The 22,963-nt window shown below is 72.8% G+C and carries 16 protein-coding genes and 3 pseudogenes; 10 read left to right on the forward strand and 9 right to left on the reverse strand.

All coding sequences use genetic code 11. The features are described 5' to 3' along the window. Window position 1: 1 nt before the first annotated feature. Window positions 2-999, reverse strand: a pseudogene (dhaK, locus tag ACQPZW_RS36545) (dihydroxyacetone kinase subunit DhaK). 84 nt (window positions 1,000-1,083) lie between these two features. On the opposite strand from dhaK, the gene dhaM reads away from it, so the two are divergent. The 3 genes from dhaM to ACQPZW_RS36560 all read left to right on the forward strand — a co-directional run bounded on the left by dhaM (window position 1,084) and on the right by ACQPZW_RS36560 (window position 3,252). Then, complete coding sequence (gene dhaM / locus ACQPZW_RS36550) at window positions 1,084-1,470, forward strand: dihydroxyacetone kinase phosphoryl donor subunit DhaM (RefSeq protein ID WP_433790567.1); 387 nt, start codon at window positions 1,084-1,086, stop codon at window positions 1,468-1,470. Beyond that, window positions 1,454-1,714 (forward strand): HPr family phosphocarrier protein, encoded by a 261-nt coding sequence (locus ACQPZW_RS36555; protein ID WP_433790568.1) that lies wholly within the window; start codon window positions 1,454-1,456, stop codon window positions 1,712-1,714. The genes dhaM and ACQPZW_RS36555 overlap by 17 nt, the downstream gene beginning before the upstream one ends. 170 nt (window positions 1,715-1,884) lie before the next feature. After that, entirely contained in the window at window positions 1,885-3,252 is a 1,368-nt protein-coding gene (locus tag ACQPZW_RS36560; protein WP_433790569.1) for an endo-1,4-beta-xylanase, read from the forward strand. A gap of 40 nt (window positions 3,253-3,292) precedes the next feature. On the opposite strand, the gene ACQPZW_RS36565 is transcribed toward ACQPZW_RS36560, so the two are convergent. Continuing rightward, complete coding sequence (locus tag ACQPZW_RS36565; RefSeq protein WP_433790570.1) at window positions 3,293-4,570, reverse strand: acetyl-CoA C-acetyltransferase; 1,278 nt, start codon at window positions 4,568-4,570, stop codon at window positions 3,293-3,295. A gap of 62 nt (window positions 4,571-4,632) precedes the next feature. On the opposite strand from ACQPZW_RS36565, the gene ACQPZW_RS36570 reads away from it, so the two are divergent. Together ACQPZW_RS36570 and ACQPZW_RS36575 are read left to right on the forward strand one after the other, a co-directional pair. Further along, window positions 4,633-5,973: a 3-oxoacyl-ACP reductase gene (locus tag ACQPZW_RS36570; protein WP_433790571.1), complete on the forward strand. Its 1,341-nt coding sequence runs from the start codon at window positions 4,633-4,635 to the stop codon at window positions 5,971-5,973. Between the two features lie 59 nt (window positions 5,974-6,032). After that, window positions 6,033-6,983: a MaoC/PaaZ C-terminal domain-containing protein gene (locus tag ACQPZW_RS36575; RefSeq protein ID WP_433790572.1), complete on the forward strand. Its 951-nt coding sequence runs from the start codon at window positions 6,033-6,035 to the stop codon at window positions 6,981-6,983. A 362-nt stretch (window positions 6,984-7,345) separates the two neighbouring features. Here ACQPZW_RS36575 and ACQPZW_RS36580 read toward each other — a convergent pair whose 3' ends face one another. Beyond that, window positions 7,346-8,251 carry a lysostaphin resistance A-like protein gene (locus ACQPZW_RS36580; protein ID WP_433790573.1) on the reverse strand — a complete coding sequence of 302 codons (906 nt, stop codon included), beginning with the start codon at window positions 8,249-8,251 and terminating at the stop codon, window positions 7,346-7,348. A gap of 62 nt (window positions 8,252-8,313) precedes the next feature. Between ACQPZW_RS36580 and ACQPZW_RS36585 the strand changes: the two genes are divergently transcribed. The 4 genes and pseudogenes from ACQPZW_RS36585 to ACQPZW_RS36600 all read left to right on the forward strand — a co-directional run bounded on the left by ACQPZW_RS36585 (window position 8,314) and on the right by ACQPZW_RS36600 (window position 12,484). Beyond that, a complete protein-coding gene (locus ACQPZW_RS36585; RefSeq protein ID WP_433790574.1) occupies window positions 8,314-8,520 on the forward strand; it encodes a hypothetical protein in 207 nt (68 codons plus the stop codon). Window positions 8,521-9,198: 678 nt separating this feature from the next. Continuing rightward, window positions 9,199-10,409 (forward strand): annotated as a pseudogene (locus ACQPZW_RS36590) (acyl-CoA dehydrogenase family protein). Further along, window positions 10,409-11,887: an AMP-binding protein gene (locus tag ACQPZW_RS36595; protein WP_433790575.1), complete on the forward strand. Its 1,479-nt coding sequence runs from the start codon at window positions 10,409-10,411 to the stop codon at window positions 11,885-11,887. The pseudogene ACQPZW_RS36590 and the gene ACQPZW_RS36595 overlap by 1 nt, the downstream one beginning before the upstream one ends. Window positions 11,888-11,965: 78 nt before the next feature. Beyond that, entirely contained in the window at window positions 11,966-12,484 is a 519-nt protein-coding gene (locus ACQPZW_RS36600; RefSeq protein WP_433797729.1) for a DUF6879 family protein, read from the forward strand. On the opposite strand, the gene ACQPZW_RS36605 is transcribed toward ACQPZW_RS36600, so the two are convergent. The 4 genes and pseudogenes from ACQPZW_RS36605 to ACQPZW_RS36620 form a co-directional block, all read right to left on the reverse strand. Then, the gene (locus ACQPZW_RS36605; RefSeq protein ID WP_433790576.1) at window positions 12,474-12,791 is read right to left on the reverse strand and encodes a hypothetical protein; all 318 of its coding nucleotides are present in this window, start codon (window positions 12,789-12,791) and stop codon (window positions 12,474-12,476) included. The two genes, ACQPZW_RS36600 and ACQPZW_RS36605, sit on opposite strands and share 11 nt — an antisense overlap. Further along, window positions 12,788-17,755 carry a DUF3320 domain-containing protein gene (locus tag ACQPZW_RS36610; RefSeq protein WP_433790577.1) on the reverse strand — a complete coding sequence of 1,656 codons (4,968 nt, stop codon included), beginning with the start codon at window positions 17,753-17,755 and terminating at the stop codon, window positions 12,788-12,790. Before ACQPZW_RS36610 ends, ACQPZW_RS36605 begins: the two co-directional genes overlap by 4 nt. 156 nt (window positions 17,756-17,911) lie before the next feature. Beyond that, window positions 17,912-18,526: an SAM-dependent methyltransferase gene (locus tag ACQPZW_RS36615; RefSeq protein WP_433797731.1), complete on the reverse strand. Its 615-nt coding sequence runs from the start codon at window positions 18,524-18,526 to the stop codon at window positions 17,912-17,914. Between the two features lie 147 nt (window positions 18,527-18,673). Further along, window positions 18,674-19,488, reverse strand: a pseudogene (locus tag ACQPZW_RS36620) (NAD(P)/FAD-dependent oxidoreductase); the annotation flags it as partial. A gap of 81 nt (window positions 19,489-19,569) precedes the next feature. On the opposite strand from ACQPZW_RS36620, the gene ACQPZW_RS36625 reads away from it, so the two are divergent. Further along, the gene (locus ACQPZW_RS36625) at window positions 19,570-20,136 is read left to right on the forward strand and encodes a helix-turn-helix domain-containing protein (RefSeq protein WP_433790578.1); all 567 of its coding nucleotides are present in this window, start codon (window positions 19,570-19,572) and stop codon (window positions 20,134-20,136) included. Window positions 20,137-20,247: 111 nt separating this feature from the next. On the opposite strand, the gene ACQPZW_RS36630 is transcribed toward ACQPZW_RS36625, so the two are convergent. Both ACQPZW_RS36630 and ACQPZW_RS36635 read right to left on the reverse strand, forming a co-directional pair. Next, the gene (locus ACQPZW_RS36630; RefSeq protein WP_433790579.1) at window positions 20,248-21,189 is read right to left on the reverse strand and encodes a phosphoglycerate dehydrogenase; all 942 of its coding nucleotides are present in this window, start codon (window positions 21,187-21,189) and stop codon (window positions 20,248-20,250) included. A 66-nt stretch (window positions 21,190-21,255) separates the two neighbouring features. Next, a complete protein-coding gene (locus ACQPZW_RS36635) occupies window positions 21,256-22,788 on the reverse strand; it encodes a glycosyltransferase family 39 protein (RefSeq protein WP_433790580.1) in 1,533 nt (510 codons plus the stop codon). Window positions 22,789-22,963 lie beyond the last annotated feature (175 nt).

Consider the following 22,963-nt stretch of genomic DNA (forward strand, 5'->3'; position numbering starts at 1 on the left):
GTCAGGCGCCCCACCGCAGCCCCGGCGTACGCACCGGCGCGTCGAACAACCGCAGCATCTCGTCGGTCACCCGGGTCACGGTGATCGACAGCCCGGCCATGTCGAGGCTGGTGACGTAGTTGCCGACCAGCCGCCGTTTGATCTCGACACCGCGCTCGGCGAGCACCGTGGCGACCTCACCGTAGACCAGGTACAGCTCGATCAGCGGGGTGCCGCCGAGACCGTTGACGAGCACGATCACCCGCTCGCCGGGGGTCACCGGCTTGGCGTCGAGGATCGCGTCGAGCGCGGAGCGGACCAGCTCGCGGGCGGGGCGCAGCTTCTCCCGGCGGCGGCCCGGCTCCCCGTGGATGCCGACGCCGGCCTCGATCTCGTCGTCCGGCAGGTCGAACCCGGGCCGTCCGGCCGCGGGGTGGTGACGGCCGTCAGCGCGTACGCGAAAGAGGCGGAAGCGGCGTTGACCTCGCGCCCGATCGCCGCGACCTCGCCCAGTTTGCCGCCCTCCTCGGCGAGCGCCCCGGCGATCTTCTCCACCAGCAGGGTGGCGCCGGTGCCGCGCCGGCCGGCCGTCCACGTCGAGTCCTCCACCGCGACGTCGTCGTCGACGAGCACCGTCTCCACCGTGAGGCCCTCGTCGGCGGCCAGTTCCGCGGCCAGCTGGAAGTTCATCACGTCGCCGGTGTAGTTCTTGACCACGTGCACGACGCCGGCCCCGCCGTCGACCGCCTTCGTCGCGGCCAGGATCTGGTCGGGCACCGGCGACGTGAAGATCTCGCCGGGGCAGGCCGCGTCGAGCATGCCGGGCCCGACGAAGCCGCCGTGCAGCGGCTCGTGCCCGGAGCCACCGCCGGACACCAGGGCGACCTTGCCCGGGCGCGGCGCGTCCGACCTGGCCACATACTGCCCGTCCGGGTCGACACGCAACTCCGGATGGGCGGCGGCGAGCCCCGCGAGCGCCTCGGCCACCACGTCGTTCGGATCGTTGATGAATTTCTTCACGGCCGGCTCCTTTGCCTCGGTCCCCTCAGCATGGTCGCGCTGAGTGATTCGGCCAAGCCTTTGGCGTGACTACCATCGGGACCCATGGCGTATGTGGGAATCGTGCTCGTGTCACACAGCGGAACACTCGCCGCCGGCGTGCGGGAGTTGCTCTCCCAGGTCGCCGGCCCGGACGTGCGGGTCGAGCCGGCCGGGGGCGCCGACGACGGGTCGCTGGGCACCAGCGCCGGCAAGATCGAGGCGGCGATCGCGGCCGCCGACGCCGGCGCCGGGGTGCTGGTCCTGGCCGACCTGGGCAGCGCCGTGCTGACCACCCGCGCGGTGCTGGCCGAGCTGTCGCCGGGCCCGGTGCTGGTGGACGCGCCGTTCGTCGAGGGCGCGGTGGCCGCGGCGGTCCTCGCGTCAACCGGCGCCGACCTGGCAGGTGTCGCCGCCGCGGCCGGGGAGGCCCGTGATGTCCCGAAGTTCTGAGGTCGAGGTCGTGCTGCCCGCGGCGTTGCACGCGCGTCCGGCGGCCGAGGCGGTGCGGGCCGCGTCCACTTTCACCGCCGACGTCGAGGTACGCCACGGCGACCGTTCCGCGAGTCTCCGCAGTGCTCTGCGCCTGATGTCGCTGGGTGCGCCGGCCGGGGCCACGGTCACCGTGCACGCCACCGGCGACGACGCCCACCTCGCCGCGCTCGCCGTGGCCGAGGTGCTCCGTACGGCCGAGTAGTTCCGAAACTTTCGGAGCCGCGAAACCGCATGGGCGCGCTCCCATCCTCATCATTACCGGGGAGAAAGGACAATTCAGCCTTGGTGGATCACGGGCGGGATCACTAAAGTTTCGGCCGTCCCGAGCCACCCGTCGATGCCCCGAATCGACTGGACCGAAGGCAGATCCCCATGACCCGTCCCCGCACCGTCGTCGGCGCGCTGGCCACCGCCCTGCTGGCGACCGGAGCGTTCGTCGCCCTGTCCCCGACCGCCGAGGCCGCGGCGTCCACACTGGGCGCGGCCGCCGCCGAGAAGGGCCGCTACTTCGGCACCGCGGTCTCGCTCAACAGACTGAGCGACTCGACCTACTCGACCATCCTCAACCGCGAGTTCACCATGCTCACGGCCGAGAACGAGATGAAGATCGACGCCCTAGAGCCACAGCAGAACCAGTTCAACTTCACCACCGCCGACCGGCTGATCACCCGCGCCAACGAGATCGGCGCCCAGGTCCGCGGCCACACCCTGGCCTGGCACTCACAGCAGCCGGGCTGGATGCAGAGCATGAGCGGCACCGCCCTGCGCAACGCCATGAAGAACCACATCACCCAGGTCATGACCCACTACAAGGGCAAGATCCACTCCTGGGACGTGGTGAACGAGGCGTTCGACGACAGCAACGGCGGCCGCCGCGACTCCAACCTGCAGCGCACCGGCAACGACTGGATCGAGGACGCGTTCAAGACCGCGCGGGCCGCCGACCCGGCCGCCAAGCTCTGCTACAACGACTACAACACCGACAACTGGAGCTGGGCCAAGACGCAGGGCGTCTACAACATGGTCAAGGACTTCAAGGCACGTGGTGTGCCGATCGACTGCGTCGGCTTCCAGTCGCACTTCAACAGCGGCTCGCCCTATCCGGGCAACTACCGCACCACGCTGGAGAGCTTCGCCGCGCTCGGCGTCGACGTGCAGATCACCGAGCTCGACATCGAAGGCTCGGGCAGCACCCAGGCCACCACGTACGGCAACGTGGTGCGCGACTGCCTCGCCGTCGCCCGCTGCAACGGCATCACCGTCTGGGGCATCCGCGACACCGACTCGTGGCGGGCCAGCGGCACCCCGCTGCTCTTCGACGGCAACGGCAACCCGAAGCAGGCGTACACCGCCGTGCTCACGGCGTTCGGTGGCGGCACCAGCTCACCGTCGCCGAGCAACTCCGGCTCGGTCTCGCCGTCCCCGTCGGCCAGCCAGTCCCAGGGCACGGGAGCGTGCACGGCGACCGTCTCGGTCAACGCCTGGACCGGCGGCTTCGTCGCCACCGTCACGGTCAAGGCCGGCTCGGCGCCCCTGACCGGCTGGACCGCCGGTGCCACCCTGCCGACCGGCGCCGCGGTGACCAACACGTGGAGCGCCACCGCGAGCGGCAGCACCGGCGCGGTGTCCTTCACCAATGTCGGCTACAACGGCACGGTCGCCGCCGGAGCGAGCACCCAGTTCGGGTTCCAGGGCACCGGCAACGCGCCGTCCACAACCCTGACCTGCGCGGCCCGCTGAGATGACGGTCCCGGGGCGCCCGTCCGCGCCCCGGGACCGGTCAGCGCTCCAGGATCGCCACGACGCCCTGGCCACCGGCGGCACAGATGGAGATCAGGCCGCGGCCGGAGCCCTTCTGTGCCAGCAGCTTCGCCAGCGTGGCCACGATCCGGCCGCCGGTCGCCGCGAACGGATGACCGGCCGCCAGCGACGACCCGTTGACGTTCAGCTTCGCGCGGTCGATCGAGCCGAGCGGCGCGTCCAGACCCAGCTTCTCCTTGCAGAACGACGGCGACTCCCAGGCCGCCAGCGTCGACAGCACCTGCGACGCGAACGCCTCGTGGATCTCGTAGAAGTCGAAGTCCTGCAGTGTCAGACCATTGCGGGCGAGCATGCGCGGCACCGCGTAGGCGGGCGCCATCAGCAGGCCCTCCTCGCCGTGCACGTAGTCGACCGCAGCCGTCTCCGAGTCGGCGAGATACGCCAGCACCGGCAGCGACCGGGCCGCCGCCCACTCCTCCGACGCCAGCAGCACGGTCGACGCGCCATCGGTGAGCGGCGTCGAGTTGCCCGCCGTCATCGTGGGGTTCTCCCCGCCGTACACCGTCTTGAGCTTGGCGAGCTTCTCCAGCGAGGTGTCGGCGCGCAGATTCTGGTCACGGGTCAGCCCCAGATAGGGCGTCAGAAGATCATCGAAGAAGCCACTGTCGTACGCCGCCGCCAGCCTCTGATGTGACGTGAGCGCCAACCCGTCCTGCGCGGCCCGGTCGATGTTCCAGGTCAGGGCGGTGATCGCCGCGTGCTCCCCCATCGACAGCCCGGTCCGCGGCTCGGCGTTGCGCGGCAACTCCGGCTTGACCGCGTGCTGCGGCCGCAGTTTCGCGACGGCCTTGAGCCGGGCGCCGAGCGTCCGGGCCCGGTTGAGCTCCAGCAGCGCCCGCCGCATGTCCTCGTTGAGCTGCAGCGGAGCATCCGACGTGGTGTCCACGCCCCCGGCCACGCCCACGTCGATCTGCCCGAGCGCGATCTTGTTGGCGACCAGGATCGCCGCCTCCAGGCCGGTGCCGCACGCCTGCTGGATGTCGTAGGCCGGGGTCCGCGGATCGAGCCGCGACCCGAGCACCACCTCACGGGTCAGATTGAAGTCACGCGAGTGCTTGAGCACCGCGCCCGCCACCACCTCACCCAGCCGCTCCCCCGCCAGCCCGAAGCGCGCCACCAGCCCGTCCAGCGCGGCGGTGAGCATGTCCTGGTTCGACGCCTCGGCATAGCGGCTGTCGGAGCGCGCGAACGGAATCCGGTTCCCGCCCAGCACGGCCACACGGCGCACGTTCGGCACGACTACTCTCCATATCGACAGGGGGACGTGTTCATAGGGTTACTCACCGGTAGGGTACTCGTATGGCTGACAGGTACGCGAACTTCGCCAACTCCGGTCTCGGCCGGACCGTGGTCAAGCGCCTCGGGCTGCCTGATCCGCCCCGACTGCGCCGTCACAAGACGGGAGATCCGCTGGTCACCGGGCCGGTCCTGCTCGGCGCCGCCCCGGGCGGGCGGCTCTCCGAGCCGATCCGCAAGCTGCTGGAGACGGCAGGCGCCGAGGTCACCGACAAGGCCACCGAGGGCGTACGCGTGAGCGCCCTCGTCTTCGACGCAACAGGCATCGCCGACTCCCCACAGCTTCGTGAGCTCTACGACTACTTCCACCCGTACGCCCGCGCCCTCGAAGCCTCCGGCCGGGTGATCGTGCTCGGCACGCCTCCCGAGGCCACCGCATCGCCGAAGGAGGCGATCGCGCAGCGGAGCCTGGAAGGGCTGACCCGCAGCATCGGCAAGGAGTTCGGGCGCGGAGTCACCGCCCAGCTGGTGTATGTGGCGCCCGGCGGCGAGACCGGCGCCGAGTCGACGCTGCGGTTCCTGCTCAGCGGCCGGTCGGCGTACGTGTCCGGCCAGGTGATCCGGATCGGCGCCGGGCCCGCGCCCGCCCCCGCCGAGTGGGACCGGCCCCTCGACGGCAAGCTCGCCCTCGTCACCGGAGCCGCCCGGGGCATCGGCGCGGCCATCGCCCGGGTCCTCGCCCGCGACGGCGCCGACGTCATCGCCCTCGACGTGCCGGCCGCCGGCGACGCGCTCGCCGGGGTCGCCAACGAGACCCGCGGCCGGGCCTTGCAACTCGACCTGACCGCCGACTCGTCGGCCGAACGGCTCGCCGGCTACCTGGCCGCCGGCCCGCACGCCGCCGTCGACATCGTCGTCCACAACGCCGGCATCACCCGCGACAAGACGATCGCCCGGATGTCCGAGGACCGATGGGACTCGGTGATCGGGATCAACCTGACCGCCCCCGAACGCGTCAACGACCTGCTGCTCGAACGTGGACTGATCCCGTCCGGCGGGCGGATCATCGGGGTCGCGTCGATCGCCGGCATCGCCGGCAACCGGGGGCAGACCAACTACGCCACCAGCAAGGCCGGGGTGATCGGGCAGGTCCAGGCGTATGCGCCGCTGCTCGCCGAACGCGGCATCACGATCAACGCGGTGGCGCCCGGATTCATCGAGACCGCGATGACCGCGAAGATGCCACTCGGCCTGCGGGAGGCGGGACGGCGGCTCAACAGCATGTCGCAGGGCGGCCTGCCGTCCGACGTCGCCGAGGCGATCGCGTGGCTCGCGTCGCCCGGATCGGCCGCCGTCACCGGCAACGTGGTCCGGGTCTGCGGCCAGAGCCTGCTCGGCGCTTGACATCACCCTTCCCACCGAGCCGGACATGGCCACCTCACCCAACTCGCCGGGAGCCTGACATGGTCGCGGTCGTCGAACTCACCTCGGGCCCGGGGACCCTGGCGGCGTACACCCGTGCCGCTCTCGGCCTCGTCCCCGGCTTCTCCCGCTCCGGCGGCGCCCTCCCCGACGTGGAGATCCGCCGGCGCGGCGTCACCGTCGACCGCGCCCACCTGGCCGCCTACAACCGGGTCTGCGGGTTCCGGCTGACCGACACGCTCCCGGCCACCTATCCGCACGTACTCGCGTTCCCGCTGGCCATGCGGCTGATGACGGCCCCGGACTTCCCGCTCCCACTGATCGGGCTGGTCCACGTCACCAACCGCATCACCGCCCACCGGCCGATCCCGGCCGGCGCCGCCCTCGACCTGTCGGTCCGGGCCACCTCGCTACGCGACCATCCGCGCGGCCGCCAGTTCGACGTCACGGCCACGGCGACCCTCGACGGCGCCGAGGTGTGGCGCGGCCTCTCCACCTACCTGCGCCTGGGCCCTGCCACATCTCGTGGGCCGCAGGCCACCGACGGCCCGGCCACACCTGATCGGCCGCAGCCCCATGACAGCCCGGCCACACCACACCGGCCGGAGCCCACCGGCGACCCGGCCGACGGATCGCGGTCCGCCGGGGCGGATGGCACCAAGGCAGGCAGCATGTGGCGGGTGCCGGTCCGGGTCGGGTCCGATTACGCGGCCGTCTCCGGCGACCGCAACCCGATCCACACGTCCTGGCTGGGCGCGAAGCTCTTCGGCTTCCCGCGCCCGATCGCTCACGGCATGTGGACCAAGGCGCATGCCCTGGCCGCCCTGGAGGGCCGTCTGCCCGACGCCTTCACGGTCGATGTCGCGTTCAAGAGGCCGCTGCTCCTTCCGGCGGAAGCGACATTCACCGCGACCCCGCTCACGGACGGGTGGTCCTTCACGCTGGCGTCCCGCCACCCCCATCTCACCGGCCTGGTCACCACCCTGACCTGAACCGATCACGAGCGGCCGAACTCACCGGACCCGCCCGGCTGGTGCGGTGCCCACCTGCCATCACCGGTTGGCCGAGCGCCCGATCCGGGTCGATTCACCGTCGTTTCCGGTGACCTCAGCGCCGTGGCAAGTGCTGTTCCGGTGGTCGCCCCGATAGCCATCCGTCGGGCGTGTGACGCCGTCATATCCGGCGATCCGCGCAGGCTCAAGGCATCGCCGACGCTGTCGGCATCACCAACATCGCCGCCAACATCAACATCACGCCCGCGACAGCACCCGCCCACTGGCACTACTCGGCATCATCTGATGGCTTTGCCGGGGCCCTGCCCCGGCCGCAGACGTCGATTCCTGCTTTGGTCGCGTCACCCCTGATGATCCGCAGCGGCAAACTCCCGAGATGCTCGCGTACGGACGGCGAATACCACGACCGGAATAAGCATGATCAGCCAGCCCTGCCAGCCGCTGAGCCCGGTCAACCAACCGTCGATCCTCGGTTCGGCCGCCTTATCCGCGACCACCACCTGCACGAACCCGAAAACGACGGTGTTGTTGACCGCATGCCCCACCACCGCCGGCCAGATCGACCCGGCGGCCAGCCGCAGCCACCCGAGCACCATTCCGAAGAACACACAGAAGACCGTGAACGGCAGCAGGGACCGCAGCGCGTCCCCGCTCATCGAGAACCACGGCCCGACATAGAACGGCAGATGCCACACCCCGCAGATCACGCCGATCAGGACCAGCGCCGACCACGTGCCCATCCGCTCGCGCAGCCGGTTCAGCAGATAGCCGCGCCAGCCCCACTCCTCGCAGAACGCCAGCGGCAGGATCAACGCGAACTGCGCCAGGTTGGCGGCGAAAGCCTGCCCGATCAGCACCCACGGGACACCGGCCTGACCGGCGGTCTCCGGACCGTAGACGTCGCGCAGCGCGGAGAATCCGTCCAGGTCAGCCGGATAGAGCCCGGTCACCGCATTGAGAGCGACGGCGAGCGCCGACATCGCGATGAACAACACGAAGGCGAGCAGGCAGTACCGGACCGTCCGCCGGATCGGGCGGACCGGAACCAGCGCGGTCGCCTCGGCGATGTTCACCGGCCGCCACACATAGCGGGCCGCTACCCAGGTCGCGACCGCGACCGACAGCATCGCCGCGAAGAAGAGGATCCGCACACCGGTGACCTGCTCGAACACCCACAGCAGCCACGGCAGCCCGAACACGATCCCCAGAAACACCCGGACGTCGGCGCTCAGTCTCGTCGTCCCCATCGGGCAATCATGCCGTTCATCGTGTCCGGGCGCTGTCCGCGAGCATTGCGGGCAACTTCACCGTGCTGCGCGACCCCGCCTGGCTCGACGCCGGGCAATCTACCGGCATCATCCTCGGCGGCCTGCTGCTCGGCGTGGTCCTCGATACAGTGCTGGTCCCCGTTCCTCGCCCTTCTGCTGCTCCCGGTCCTGGATCAAGCATCGCCGCCGGCACCCGGCATCACCCCCGCGACAGCCGCCGCCCGCTGGCACTCCTCGGCATCATCTGACGACTTTGCCGGGACCCTGGGTACGCGGCGGGCGCTGTCCTGAAGAGCACCTCGCCTGGGGATCGATACTCGACCTGAGCCTTCGGTTCCAACTACCCGTGACCAGCTTCCAGCTACCGTGGCTCGGCTCATGTCGCGAGGCCACCTCGAAGCCATCGGTGACAACCATCGAGCCCAGGTGACAGCTATCTCGAAAACTCGCAGCGGATCAGGGGCGGCTGGTGTGCCCATTGGCAGCATTGGGTCCACTTTCCGCCTGTGGAGGGGCGGCAAGAGCGCCCAGATCCGGCAGGGGGCGCGCCCGGCGGTGACCGGTCGGAGCGGCGGGTATCGGCAGGGTTCGGCGCCGGTGATCTTGTGGAGTTGCGCGACCCGCCGCCGGTGCCGGCTCACGGGGCTTCGGGCGGCGGCGGGTGCGGACACCGGGGTGGGGTTGACGGTGACCACCGGATTCGGCCCGGCGGGCGCGGGTCGGCCGGGAGTGGGAAGGACGTCGCGCGGTGGGCGCGGGACGGGGTGAGAATGGTGGGGCGGGGTGACCCGTACCGGAGAAGCCGCCGGAGCCGACGACAACCGAGACAACACCGCGGGGTTTTTAATTCATCGATGGCGGTTGTCATGGTGGTTACGCGCTCGTAAGGTTACCGGCGAGTTAACCTGCTGGCGGGAGGGCTGTCCGTGGAGTTCTGGCTCGATCTCAACGAGGAGCAGCGTGAGCTGCGTGACTGGGTGCACGGGTTCGCCGAGTCGGTGATCCGGCCGGCCGCCCCGGAGTGGGACGAGCGGGAGGAGACTCCCTGGCCGGTCCTGCAGGAGGCGGCGAAGATCGGGCTGTACGGGTTCGAGTTCCTCGCCAACACCTGGTCGGACAGCAGCGGGCTGAGCCTGCCGATCGCGAACGAGGAGCTGTTCTGGGGCGACGGCGGGATCGGGATGGCGATCTCCGGCACGTCGCTGGCGGTGGCGGCGATCTTCGGCTCCGGGACGTCCGATCAGCTGCTCGAATGGGTGCCGCAGTGTTTCGGCGACGCCGCCGACCCGAAGGTGGGCGCGTTCTGCAGCACCGAGCCGGAGGCCGGTTCGGATGTGGCGGCGATGCGGACCCGCGCGGTCTATCACGAGGCGACCGACGAGTGGGTGCTCAGCGGCCAGAAGGCGTACGCCACCAACGGCGGGATCGCCAACGTCCACGTGGTGACGGCCAGTGTGGACCCGTCGCTGGGGTCGCGGGGGCAGGCCGCGTTCGTCGTGCCGCCGGGCACGAAGGGGCTGGCCGCGACGCGGAAGCTGAAGAAGCTGGGACTGCGGGCCTCGCACACGGCGGACGTGTTCCTCGACGACGTGCGGGTGCCGGGCAGCTGCCTGCTCGGCGGCAAGGAGGCCCTGGACAAGCGGCTGGCGCGGGCCCGGGAGGGCAGCGGCGGTCCGGGCAGGCGGCGATGCGCACGTTCGAGCTCTCCCGGCCGGCGGTGGGCGCGCAGGCGCTGGGCATCGCGCGGGCGGCGTACGAGTACGCGCTGGAGTACGCGAAGACGCGGGTGCAGTTCGGGCGGCCGATCATCGAGAACCAGGCGGTGGCGTTCGCGCTGGCCGACATGCGCACCGAGATCGACGCGGCGCGGCTGCTGGTGTGGCGGGCCGCGTGGATGGGGCGCAACGAGAAGCCGTTCGAGGCCGGTGAGGGCTCGATGTCGAAGCTGAAGGCCGGTGAGGTGGCGGTCGCCGTCACCGAGAAGGCGGTGCAGATCCTCGGCGGGGCCGGTTATCTGCGGGAGCACCCGGTGGAGCGGATGTACCGGGACGCCAAGATCTACACGATTTTCGAGGGCACCTCGGAGATCCAGCGGCTGGTCATCGCCCGAGCCATCTCCGGCGTGCAGATCCGCTGATGGACGCCCTGTTCATCGTGTCGACGATGGCGCGGCGCGGGCTGCTCACACCGGGTGATCCGGTGCGGGTGGCCCGGCAGTTCGCGTCGCTGGGGCGGTGGGGTTTCGGGCTGGCCGGGGAGGTTCGGCAGGCGGCGGCCCGCAGCCCGGAGCGGGTCGCGGTGATCGACGACGAGCGGCGGGTGACGTACGCCGAGCTGCTGGACCGCTCGTCCCGGCTGGCCGCCGCGCTGCCGGTGAAGGCGGGCGACCGGGTCGGGCTGCTGTGCCGCAACTCGGCCCGCATGCTGGAGGCGCTGCTCGGGGTCGCCACCCGGGGCGCCGACGCGGTGCTGATCAACACCGGGCTGTCGGGGCACCAGCTCGATCAGGTGGTGCTCGCGCAGGGACTGTCCGCCCTGATCCACGACGACGAGTTCACCGACCGGGTGGCGACGTGTGCGAACCGGATCGGTGAGAAGCAGGTCGACGAGCTGATCGAGGCCACCCCGGCCGGGCCGGCGGCGCCTCCGGAGCGGCCGGGGCGCACCATCGTGCTGACCTCGGGGACGACCGGCGTGCCGAAGGGCGCACGACGTCCGACGCCGGGCGGTTTCGGCCCGCTGTGCTCGGTGATCGACCGGATCCCGCTGCGTGCCGGGGAACGGATGATGATCGCGGCCCCGCTGTTCCACACGTGGGGCTACGCCGGGATGCAGATCGCGCTGGCGCTGCGGGCGACGATCGTGCTGCGCCGCCGGTTCGACCCGGCCGACGTGCTGGCGACCCTGGCGCACGAGCAGGTCACGGCGCTGGTGGCCGTACCGGTGATGCTCCAGAGCCTGATGGACGCCGAGGGTGGGTATCGCGGGCTGCGGGTGGCGGCGGTGAGCGGATCGGCGCTGCCGGGTGGCCTCGCCACCCGGTTCATGGACCGCTACGGTGACGTGCTCTACAACCTGTACGGCTCGACCGAGGCCTCGTGGGTCTCCATCGCCACCCCCGCCGACCTGCGGGAGGCCCCGGCGACGGCGGGCCGGCCGCCGCACGGGACGCGGGTCACGATCATCGACGGGCAGATCCACGTGAGCAACGGGATGCTGTTCGAGGGCTACACGGGGCAGGACGCGGCGAGCCGTGACGTCGTCGGCACCGGCGATCTCGGGCACCTGGACGACAAGGGCCGGCTCTACGTCGACGGCCGGGCCGACGACATGATCGTCTCCGGTGGGGAGAACGTCTTCCCCGGCGAGGTGGAGGATCTGCTGGCCGCGCTGCCACAGGTCCGTGAGGTGGCGGTGGTCGGCGTCCCGGACGACGACTGGGGTCAGCGGCTCGCCGCCCACCTGGTGCTGAAGCCCGGCGAGCGGCTCGACGCCGAGACGGTACGCGAGCACGTGCGGCACCATCTGGCCCGGTTCTGCGTGCCGCGTGACGTGACGTTCCTGGACGAGCTGCCGCGCAACGCCACCGGCAAGGTCCTCAAACGGGAGCTCTGAACGCGAGTTTTGCTCCCACCCGCACCAACGCGGCCTTCGAGTGGACCGATCACGTCCACAGTGGTCAGGGTGGGACGCATGCTGCTGCTGCGGGCCGACACGTTCCAGGGCATGTTCCGGTCGTTCGACCGGACCGCGTTCCACCTGGAGGTACGCGACGTCTATCACGCGCCGGAGGAGGCTGTGCCGTTCCAGCGGTTCCTGGACGGCGAGCCGGACGACTTCGCCTGGCAGCGGCCATGGCTCGAGCTGATGCGTGAGGTCACCGAGTCGGGCCGCAGCGTGCGACGGCTGCGGGTCGTCACGGCGCCGCACGGCGACTACACGCGCTGGCTGTTGAGCATCTCCGGCTTCAACGTGGAGGCCGGTGAGGACATCCGGTGGCTGCCGCGGACCGCGACGGCCGGGCTGCCGGTCGCCCCCGACGACTTCTGGCTCTTCGACGACCGGCGGGTGGTGTTCACGCTGTTCGATCCGGGCGGGGCCGGTGTGGGCGGGGCGATGACCGAGGATCCGGCGATCGTGCGGCACTGCGTACGGGTCCGGGCCGCCCTGTGGACGGCCGGCACACCGCACGACGACTACGTCAAAGGTTGACCTCGATCCGCATCGTCCGGCCGGCCTCGTCGCGCCGCGGCAGCGTCGCCGGGTCGGGCAGGTCGAGCAGGTCGGTCTCGGGGGCGGCGATCAGCCCGTTGCGGTGGGCGATGAGCCGTCCCGCCGACACCAGGTCGTCGAGCATCGCGGCGAGGCGGGCCGCGCCGGTGCGGCTGCCGCTCCACCCGAAGAGCCGGCCGGCCGCGGCCAGCAGGTCCTCCCCCTCGACCAGGCCGGCGTCGAGCACCAGGTATTCCAGGGCGAGCTGCAGCTCGGCGTCGGCGACGTGGTCGGGTTTGCGGCTCACCCCGTCGGCGGGGACCCGGACCGCGGGGATCGGCGCGTCGGGGCGGTCACGAACGAGCCGTCGAACCCGGCCCGCGACTCGGTGATCGCCGCGTCGATGGCGGCCTTGAGCTGCTGGGTGATCCGGCTCAGGCCCCACGCCTCGCGGATCCGGCGGGTCAGGGTGGCCACGTGCACCGGGCCCTCCACCTCGGCGATGTGCTCGACCGTGGCGAGGAGCAGCCGCCGGGCCGTGTCGTCGTCGAGCCTCGTCGCGGCCGGCAGCGGCGCCACCTCGGCCCGCTCGTAGGGCAGCGCCCACTCGGGTCGCTGCGCGGGGCGGACGGTCAGGGTCTCCTCCGGCAGGTCCGCGAAGACGTCCGGGGTGGCCAGCGCGTTCTCCACGGCGACCCGCAGCCGGGCCTCCTCGGTCTCGCGGTCGGTGTGCCAGGCGACGCTCCACACCCGGTGCAGGCGCCAGCCGAGACCCTGCAGGATCTGGTCGTGGAGACGATCCCGGTCGCGCGACGAGCCGACCGGGGTGTCGCAGCGGACGCCCAGGACGTACGCCCCGTCGAGCCGGACACCGATGCCGATCGACAGCGCGTCCACCGGGTGACCCCAGCTCTGCAGGGTGTCGCGGACGGACTCCTCGAGCGGGGTGAGCGGCCGGTCCCCGGTGGCCGGGCCGCCGCGTTCGGCGTAGTCGAGGTAGGCGGCCAGCCTGCGCTCGCCCTCGCCGCCGGGCTCGTCGCGGTCCGCGGCGCCGATCGCGGAGATCACCTCGACGCGCTGCCGGGCCCGGGTGATCGCCACGTCGAGGCGGCGCGCGCCGGTGGGCCCGCCGGCCGCGCCCAGGTCGGCGCCGGTGGACAGCAGGATGACGTCCCGTTCGTCGCCCTGGGCGGCATCGGCGCCCTCGACCACGAAGTCGCCGAGGAAGCCCTCCAGATCGGGGCGGCCGGCGAGGGCGGCCTCGACCGCGTCGGCGATGCCGTCGGCGTGGTCGGCGGTCAGCGTGACCACGCCCAGCGACAGGGCCGGCCGGGTGGTGAGGTGGTGCAACACCCGCTCGGCGACCGTGGCGGCCTCGGTGTCCGGGCCGGCCGGGTAGAGCTGCACGCCGAGGTCCGGCCCGGCCTGCTGAGCGGCCGGGAAGGTGACCAGCCGGTCCTGGTAGAAGACCTCGTTGGCGAAGGCGATCAGGCTCTCGTGCCGGCTGCGGTAGTGGTTGGTCAGGCCGAGCCGGGTGAAGGCGCCACAGTCGTTCGCCACCACCAGCACCGACGGCTGGTCGTCGGCCGGCGGCAGTTGCGCGTCGTCACCCACGATGATCAGCGAGGTGCCGCGGTAGGCGCAGGCGGCCGCGGCGGCCGGGGTCATCCGGGACGCCTCGTCGATCACCACGACGTCGAAGCCGGCGTGGGCGGGCAGCAGCCGGCTGACCGCTGACGGCGGCATGACCAGGCACGGTTTGAGGGCGGCCACGGTGTCCCAGGCGGCGGCCAGCTGGTCGCGGACCGGGAGGTGGCCGTCCTGCTTCTCGTCCTCGGCGCGGATCAGGGCCGGGCCGCCCGGGCCGGAGACGGCCGGGCGGCGGGCGTTGAGCGCCTCGATGACGGCGCCGGCCGCGTCCTGGGCGAGCTCGGCGTCGAGGCGGCGGAACTCGGCGGCCAGCTCGTCGCGGCCGGCCGAGGCGAGCGGTTGCAGGCGCTCGTCCTCGGCGAGGATCGCGTCGATCCAGGACCGGTACGCGGCCCGCTCGATCACCTCCCCGAGCAGGTGCACGTCCACCCCGTGATCGGCGCAGTAGTCGACGACACTGTCCAGGCCGTATTCGGCGAGTACGCCGCGCGCTGCCAGGTAGTCGAACCACTCGGCCTGCCCGGTGTCGTCGTCGAGCAGGTCACGCAGCAGGTCACGGGCGGTCTCGTAGCGGTCCAGAGCGGTGCCGAGACGGACCTGCCGGGCCGGGCCGAACGCGTCGAGGATCCGCTGCCGGGCGGTCTGCCACGTCGCCAGCAGCGCGGTCAGGTCCGGGACGGGGCGGCCGCCCCCGGTCATCGCGTGGGCCTGCTCGTTGTTGAGGGGGGCGTCGGTGCCGGTGCGCAGCGTACGGGCGTGCGCCGTCCACTCGATCGCGTCCTCCAGCGCCCGCAGGTCGGTCTGCTTGCCCCGGAACACCGGGCCGAGGGTGGTCTCGTAGCCTCCGGTGGCGGTGGCGAACGCCTGCTCGGCCTCGATCACGCCCTGGCGTACCTCGATGACCCCGATCGCCTCGGCGACGTTGAGGTCCCGGCCGACGGCGTCGCCGAGCTGCCGCAGCAGGGCGGCGGTGTCACTCAGTGGGCCGACCTGGGCGCGCATCCAGGCGATGGCGTGCTGCACCGGGCCGTGGCCGAGCTCCGGCCGGCCGGCCGGGTCGGGTTCCGGGCGCAGCGTGGACCGCCAGTGCCGGAACACGTCGCGGGCCTCGGTGACCGCCCGGTGCAGCTCGTCGCCGGGCGTGTGCGGGGCGCAGACGTAGTCGACGACCTGGGCGAGCGCCTCCGGCGGGGTGACCCGCAGGGCCTCGGCGACGGTCTGCAGGGCCCGGCCGATCGCCGGGAAGTCGGTGTCGAGACGCTTCCAGAAGCGGCCGAGCTGGGCGGCCTGCTGCTGTTCGGCGGCGACCAGGCCCTCGTGGGCGCGGCGCCAGGCGACGGCGAGCCCGAGCTCGGCGACCGCCTCCTCCAGGCTGACGCCCGGCTGGGTGAACCCGGCGACCGCCTCCTTGTCGCGCCGGTGCGGGGCGAGCAGCTTGCGGGCGCCGCGGTGCACGGTGGCGAACCGCTCGGCGAGGTCCTCGACGGGCGCGGTGAGGGCCGCCTCGGTGAAGATCTCGTGGGCGCCGGCCCGGGCCGCGCTGACCGCCTCGACGTGCAGGCGCAGCGTGCCGGCCGCGGTGTGCACGGCGGACTGACCGCCCGGCGTGAACCACGATCGGTCCGGCTTGTCGGGCCGGGCACCGAGCTCGGTGATCAGGTGGACCAGCTCGACGTCGGAGAAGGTGATCACGTCGGGCAGGCCGAGCCGGGTGGTGGCCCGGTCCAGATTGCGCTGCTGATGCTCCAGCTCGTCGGCGTCCGCGGCGAACCGTCCGGCGAGTGCCTTGGCCTCGGCGGCGGTGAGCGGCTCCGTGCGGACCGCGGGCGGCTCCAGGCGGGGCGGCTCGGGCAGGGCGTCGAGGTCCATGGGGGCGGCGAGCACCTCCCAGGGCACGCCGGCGCGGTGCCGGACCGCCTCGGCGGCGCGACGGCTGACCTCCAGACGCTGGGCGAGCTCCTCGGCGGCCTGCCGGACCGGGCGCAGGGTCGTGGCGGTCAGCCACTGGTCGGCGACGCCGGACGGACGCTGGGCGGCGTGCTCGGCGATCTCGGCGAGGGTGGCGGCGTCGGTCGGCAGGCGCAGGTGGAAGGCGGCGGTGACGGCCGCGTGCGCGGCCGCGGCGCCGGCCAGGCCCTCCAGCGCGAGCAGGGCCTCCTGCAGCGCCTCGGCGAGCGGCTCCCGCTCGGCGACCTCACGCCACCGGAACCCGCTGCGCTCGTTGGCCGGCCGCCACGCCCCGACCAGCTGCGCGGCGGCGTCACGGATGCGGTCCATCGCGTCGTCGGTCAGGGCGGCGGCGTGCAGCGCCGGCGCGGGCGCCTCCGGCACCTCGGCGAGACGGGCGAAACGCCCGATCATCTCCTGCAGGCTGCGGCTCAGCGGTGGGCGCGGCTCGTTGACGGCTCGGGCGTACGCGTTGAGCTGCTCCCGCCGTTCCCGGAGCAGGTCGCGGGCCTCGGCGTCCATGCCGGGTCCCGGAAGCGGGGCGGCGTCGAGCGCGGCGGCGAGGGCGGCGGCCACCTGCTTGCGGGAGGCCCGCGCCCCGTGCAGGTCGAGCAGGTAGTTGCCGAGTCCCGCGGCGGCCAGCCGGTGCTGGACGGTGTCCAGCGCGGACCTCTTCTCGGAGACGAACAGGACCCGCTTCCCGGCGTGGGTGAGGGCGCCGATCATGTTGGCGATGGTCTGCGACTTGCCGGTGCCGGGCGGGCCGTCGACGACGAAGCTGTGTCCCTCACAGGCGGCCGCCACGCAGGCGCGCTGGGCGGCGTCGGCGTCCAGGACGAGCGGCACGTCGTCGGGCGGCGCCAGGACGTCGATCTCGTCGGCGGCGACCGGCTCGAACGCGAACACCCCGGCGGCGTCGTCGGCCTCGGCCAGCGCCCGGACCACCGGGTGCGCCAGGACGCGGTCCTCGTTCTCCATCAGGTCGTGACGGATCGCCTCGGCCGCCGGGTCGAACCGGGCCAGCACCACGATCGGGGCGGTACGCCACCCGGGTCGCCGGCTCACCGCGGCGCCGATCGCGGCCGTCATCGCGGCCACGTCGAAGTCGGCCAGGTCCGCACCGTCGAGCAGGTCGTCGACCTCCGGCAGGGTGATGCCGAGAGGGCTGAGCCGGGCGGCCAGCGCCGGGTTGACGATCGGATCACCGGCGCCGGCCCGCAGCCGCGGCACCTCGCCGGGGCCGAGGGCGACCAACTCGGCCGGGACCAGCAGCAGCGGGCTGGCGTGGTCGACGCCGGCCGGATCCGTCCAGTGCAGCAGGCCGACCGCCAGGTGCAGCACGTCGACGCCGCGGTCGGCCTGCTCCAGCTGGGCGTGCCGGCGCAGGCGGCGCAGCAGCGGGGTGAGCACCTCGTCGGGCAGATCGGTCCGCAGGGCGCCGGTGGTCTTGCGGGCCCCGGCGCCGGTCAGCGGGCAGTCCCGGCCGTGCCGCAGGGCCGCCACCACGCCCGGCGGGTCAGGGGCGACGATCTCGACGAGGTCGGCCCCGCCGCGCGGCAGGTCGATGAGGCGGTTCGCGCCGCCGGGGTCGACGAGCCCGTCACGCCAGGCCGCGAGAACCGCCCGGACGTCGTCGCCCGGGCCGGCAGGTCCTTGAGCATCATCCGGCCGCATGAGCCCATTCCAGCAAGGCCGTGGGTGCCCCGTTGCCCATTTGCCCGCAAACAGTCAGCCAATACGCAAACATATCGCCCGGCGAGCCTTGGCCGGCCGCCGCTCAGGCAGGCGATCCGGCCACGGAAAACGGTCTGAGCGACGGCCGGCCGTCGGTCACGGGTGACGCTGGGCGACCAGGACCGCGTCGTGGATGGTGATCTCGCGGCCCTCCGGATCGGCGCCCTGGCGGGGGCGGGCCTCGGCGGTGACGATCTTCCAGCCGTCCGACGGCAGCAGGGCGGCGATCTCCTCGGCGGTGAACAGCATGTCCGGGAAGTGCATCCGGCCGACGAACGTCGCCAGGTCCAACGGGTGGTGGCCGACGACGAGCAGGGTGCCGCCCGGAGCGACGGCCGACGCCAGGCGGGTGTAGAGGGCACGGCGCGGCTCCGGCGGCAGGTGCATGAACTGGGCGCTCACCAGGTCGTACCCCTGATCGGGCTGCTCCTGCTGAAGGTCCGTGTGCCGGAAGGTGATCCGCTCGCCGACACCCGCCGCGGCGGCGTGGCCGGCCGCCCGGCCCAGGGCCACGGTCGAGATGTCCACGGCCGTCACCTCCCAGCCCTGCTTCGCCAGCCAGACCGCGTCGGCGCCCTCGCCGCAGCCGACGTCCAGGGCGCGGCCCGGGGCCAGCCCGCTCGCCTCGGCCACCAGGACCGGGTTGGGGCGGCCGCTCCAGATCGCGTCCCTACCGCGGTACCGCTCCTCCCAGGCGTCCTCGGTGAACATGGTGGCGATCCGGTCCCGGTAGGCGGCGACCGCGACACGGGTGTCCTCGGCGATCAGGTCCAGGTTGATCGCGGCACCCGCGGACTGCCCGCCGGCGATCGCGACCGCCACGGTGGCGCCCAGGTTCGTCACGTTCCCGGCCACCCACACGCCCGGAACGGTGGTGGCGCCGCTCTCGTCCGCGGCGATCCGCCGGCCCAGCAGGTGACCGTGCATCTCGAACCCGGCCGCCTCCAGACCCAGCGACTCGAGCACCCCGGAGCGGGCGGTGAACCGTGGCCCGGCCACGACGGCGTCCACCGCGACCACGTCACCGCCGGCCAGGCGCACCCCGGCCAGCCGGTCGCCGGACACCTGCAGGCCCTCGATGACGCCCGGCACCACCGGGATGCCGCGGGCGGCCAGCTCCTCCGACGGCCCGGCCCCGAACGTGTCGGTGCCGTTGAGCAGGATCAGCACGTGCGGGCTGATCTGCCGCCACATCTGCGCCTGCACCACGCTCAGTGGCCCGCCGGCGATCACGCCGATCCGCTTGTCGCGCAGCTCCCAGCCGTGGCAGTACGGGCAGTGCGCCACGTCCCGGCCCAGCGATCGGCCAGTCCCGGGATGTCCGGCAGCTCGTCGACCAGCCCGGTCGCCACCAGAAGCCGCCGGCCGTGGGCCACCCGCCCGTCGTCGAGCGTCACCCGGAACCCGTCACCGTCACGCGCCGCCGACTCGGCCCGGCCGGTCACCACCTCGGCGCCGTACCCGATGATCTCGGCCCGGCCCGTGGCCAGCAGCTCGCCCGGTGGCGTGCCGTCGAGGCCCAGCAGGTTGTGCATGTGCGCGGCCGGGGCGTTGCGGGGCTCGCCGCTGTCCACCACCAGCACCGATCGCCGTGACCGGGCCAGTGCCAGCGCCCCGCTCAGGCCGGCCGCGCCGCCACCGATCACCACGACGTCGTACGTCTGCTTCTCCACGGCGTTGTCCTCTCTCGCCCGTCCGTTCTCTGCGCTTCACCGTGCTCCCACCCCGGACGGGTGGCAACTATCGTTGCCGTTATGGCAAAAGCGCTCACTGCGGTCGGTCCCCGGCTGCGCGAACTCCGACAGCAACGTGACCTCACCCTCACCCGGCTGGCCGAGACCACCGGCATCTCGGTGAGCACCCTGTCCCGCCTCGAGTCCGGCAGCCGCCGGCCCACCCTCGAACTGCTGTTGCCGCTCGCCGAGGCATACCAGGTCACCCTCGACGAGCTGGTGGACGCGCCGGACACCGGCGATCCCCGCGTCCGGGCCCGCCCGATGCAACGCGACGGGCACACGTTCATCCCGCTCAGCCGGCGGCCGGGCGGGCCACAGGCCTTCAAGCAGATCCTGCCGCCCGGACCGCCGTCGTGCGGGCAGGAACAGCAGACCCATGAGGGGTACGAATGGCTCTACGTCCTGTCCGGTCAGGTCCGCCTGCTGCTCGGTGACCACGACCTGCTGCTCAGCCCGGGCGAGGCCGCCGAGTTCGACACCCGGCTCCCCCACTCGATCGCCAACGCCGGCCCGGAGCCCGCCGAGCTGATCAACATCTTCGGCCCGCAGGGCGAGCGCCTGCACGTCCGCGCCCGCTCCCGCTGACCCGCCCCGGCCCCGCCATCGGTCCGCACCGCGGCGGGAGCGGCCTCAGCGGGAGACGACGTTCAACCCGCCCCGGCCCCGCCATCGGTCCGCACCGCGGCGGGAGCGGCCTCAGCGGGGGACGACGTTGCGGAGCGGACGGTTCTCGCGGTAGGCGGCGAGGTTTTGGCTGAGCAGCGCGGACGCTCCCTCCGGACGGCCGCCCGCCGCGTGCGGGGTGATGATCACGTTCGGTTCGTCCCAGAGCCCCGACGTCACCGGCAGCGGCTCGGTCTCGAAGACGTCCAGGGCCGCCCCCGCGAGCCGCCCGGACCGGACGGCGGCCAGCAGCGCGGCCTCGTCGAGGGTGGCCCCGCGCCCGACGTTGACCACCCAGGCGTGGGCGGGCAACTGCTCGAACACCGCGGCGCCGACGAGTCCGGCCGTGGACGGGGTGGCCGGCAGGATGTTGATCAGCAGATCCGTGGCCGGCAGCAGTCGCGGCAGCTCGGCCTCGGTGACGACCGGGAACCCGTGCCGCTCCCCCGCATGCCGTGCCACGCCGGTGACGTTCGCCCCGAGGGCGGCCAGCAGCGGCGCGAGCCGGGCCGCGATGCCGCCGAAGCCCCAGATCACCACGTGGGCGTCGCCGAGCGTACGGAAGGCGTTGCTGTCCCGGACCGGTTGCAGCCCGCCGAGCTCTCCCGCCCAGCGCCGCCCGATCTGTGCCCGGACCAGCAGGTTCAGCCTGCGGGCGGCGGCCAGAACCAGCCCGAGGGTGTGCTCGGCGACGGTCCGGTCGTGCAGTCCCAGACCCGCTGTCACGATGACGTCCTCGGCGAACCCGGCCTGCAGCACCGCGTCCGGGCCGGCGGCCAGCGTCTGCACCCACCGGACCGCCTTGAGCCGTCGCGCCGCATCGGCCAGGTTGTCGCCGGAGTTGCCCCAGGCCACGAACACCTCGGCGTCGGTGTGCTCCGCCGGAACCGGCGCCCGCACGTCGTAGACGACGCCGTGCACTCCGGCGGGCAGTTCCGGGTCGAGCGCGATGGAATCGGGCAGCAGAACCTTCATGCGGCCAGCCTGCCATCCCCACCGCCGCCATGGGAGATCGAGGACCGGGAAGACGGGCCGGAGCGGTCAGGCGTTCTTCTCGTACAGGGCGACGGTCGCGCTCTTCGGCTGCCAGAGGCCGGCCCGGTGGTAGCCCGCGGTGATCAGCGGCGCCAGGTCGGGCCGGCCGGTGAGCGGGTCGGCGCGGCGGTCGGCGATGACGAGCCAGATCCGCGCGGCGCCGGTGACCTTGGGGACGGCGTCCGCGTACTCGTGGGCGATCAGCCAGCCGGTGCGGGCCGACGGCACCTCGACCAGCACGTCGGCCGGTGCCGCGGGCTGCCGGCGCAGGTAGTAGGCGGTTCCGGCACGGATCGCGCGGTTGCCGTTCGGGTAGACGACGATGTCACCGGGGCGTACGTCCGCGCCGATGATCTTCGCGATGGTCCGGTAATCGGCGCCGTTCTTGGCGGTCGGTTTGCGGACGGCCCGCTCGCCGGGCATCGCGGCGAACCCGAGGAGCAGCACCACGGCGACGACCCGGGCGATCGTGTGGCGGGGTCGTTCACCGGATCCGGCGAGCAGGGCCACGGCGGCGAGCAGGGCCAGCGGGGCGAGGACGACCAGGAGATAGCGGGCGACCCACATCGGCGAGATCAGCGCGGACACGGCGGCGACCACGGCGAGCGGCACGAGTGCGTAGACGGCGATCGGGACGAGGCGGCGCCCGGGCCGCCACACGGCGAGGACGGCCAGGCCGATCAGCAGCCACGCGACCTCCCGGGATCCGGTGATCTCGCCCGGCATGTCGTGGACGCGGGCCGGGGTGATCGGCGCGACCCAGTGCAGCTGGGTGTCCTCCTGGGTGGTGCCGAGGTAGGCGATCGGCAGGACGGGCAGGATCGCCGCGCCGACGGTGACAGCCCACGGCCGCAGCCGGTCCCGGGCGTGGACGGCGAGGTAGGCGGCGTGCGCGGCGAGGGTGGTGAGGGCGATCAGGTGGGAGAGGCCGAGGAACACGACGCTCAGGCCGTACCCCGCCCATCGAAGTCGCCCGCCGCCCTGCTGGACCGCCCCGACCAGCAGGAGGAACGCGAGCGCCGCGAAGAAGCACGCCAGGGCGTAGGGGCGCGCCTCGGCCGCGTATCGCGAGGTGTTCGGCACGAAGCACAGCAGCATGCCGGCGATCAGGCCGGTGGCCGGGGTGAACAGCCGTCGCCCGATCTCGGCGGTGATGCCGACGGCGCCGGCCATGGCCAGGATCGACGGTAGCCGCAGCGCGATCTCGCCGGTGCCGGCCAGGGCCGTCCAGAAGTGCAGGAACAGGTAGTACGGGCCGAAGACGGCGTCGATGTGCGGGATGACGTCGAGGATCTGCGGCACCGACCGGGAGGCGACCTCGGCCGAGGTCACCTCGTCCCAGCTGAGCACCGGCCGGCCGGCGCCGATCATGGCGATGGCGAACATGAGCAGGCCGGGCAGGACCGGGAGGAGCCGCCGGACGTCGCGGGACGGCGTCCGGACGGGCGGTGCGGGAGGCGCGGCGACCGGTGGGCCGTCGGCCGGCGTCCTCGGTGCCGGTACGGTCCTGGACCTCGTCGTGGGTCGTGATTCGCTCACGATCCGTCACCCCCGCGGTGTTCGGCGCATGTACCCGCCCACCCTGGCCCCGCGGATCCGCCCAGCCAACCCCTAAACCGTGTCAATGGCACGTTCAAGTGAGGTCGTCGCAGGATGCGACGCAACAGACAAAGACCCTTTTAGGGTACGGCCGAAGGCCCGGCCCCTGCCGCGA

It is taken from the genome of Actinoplanes sp. CA-252034 (genome assembly GCF_050956125.1).
Lineage (GTDB): Bacteria > Actinomycetota > Actinomycetes > Mycobacteriales > Micromonosporaceae > Actinoplanes.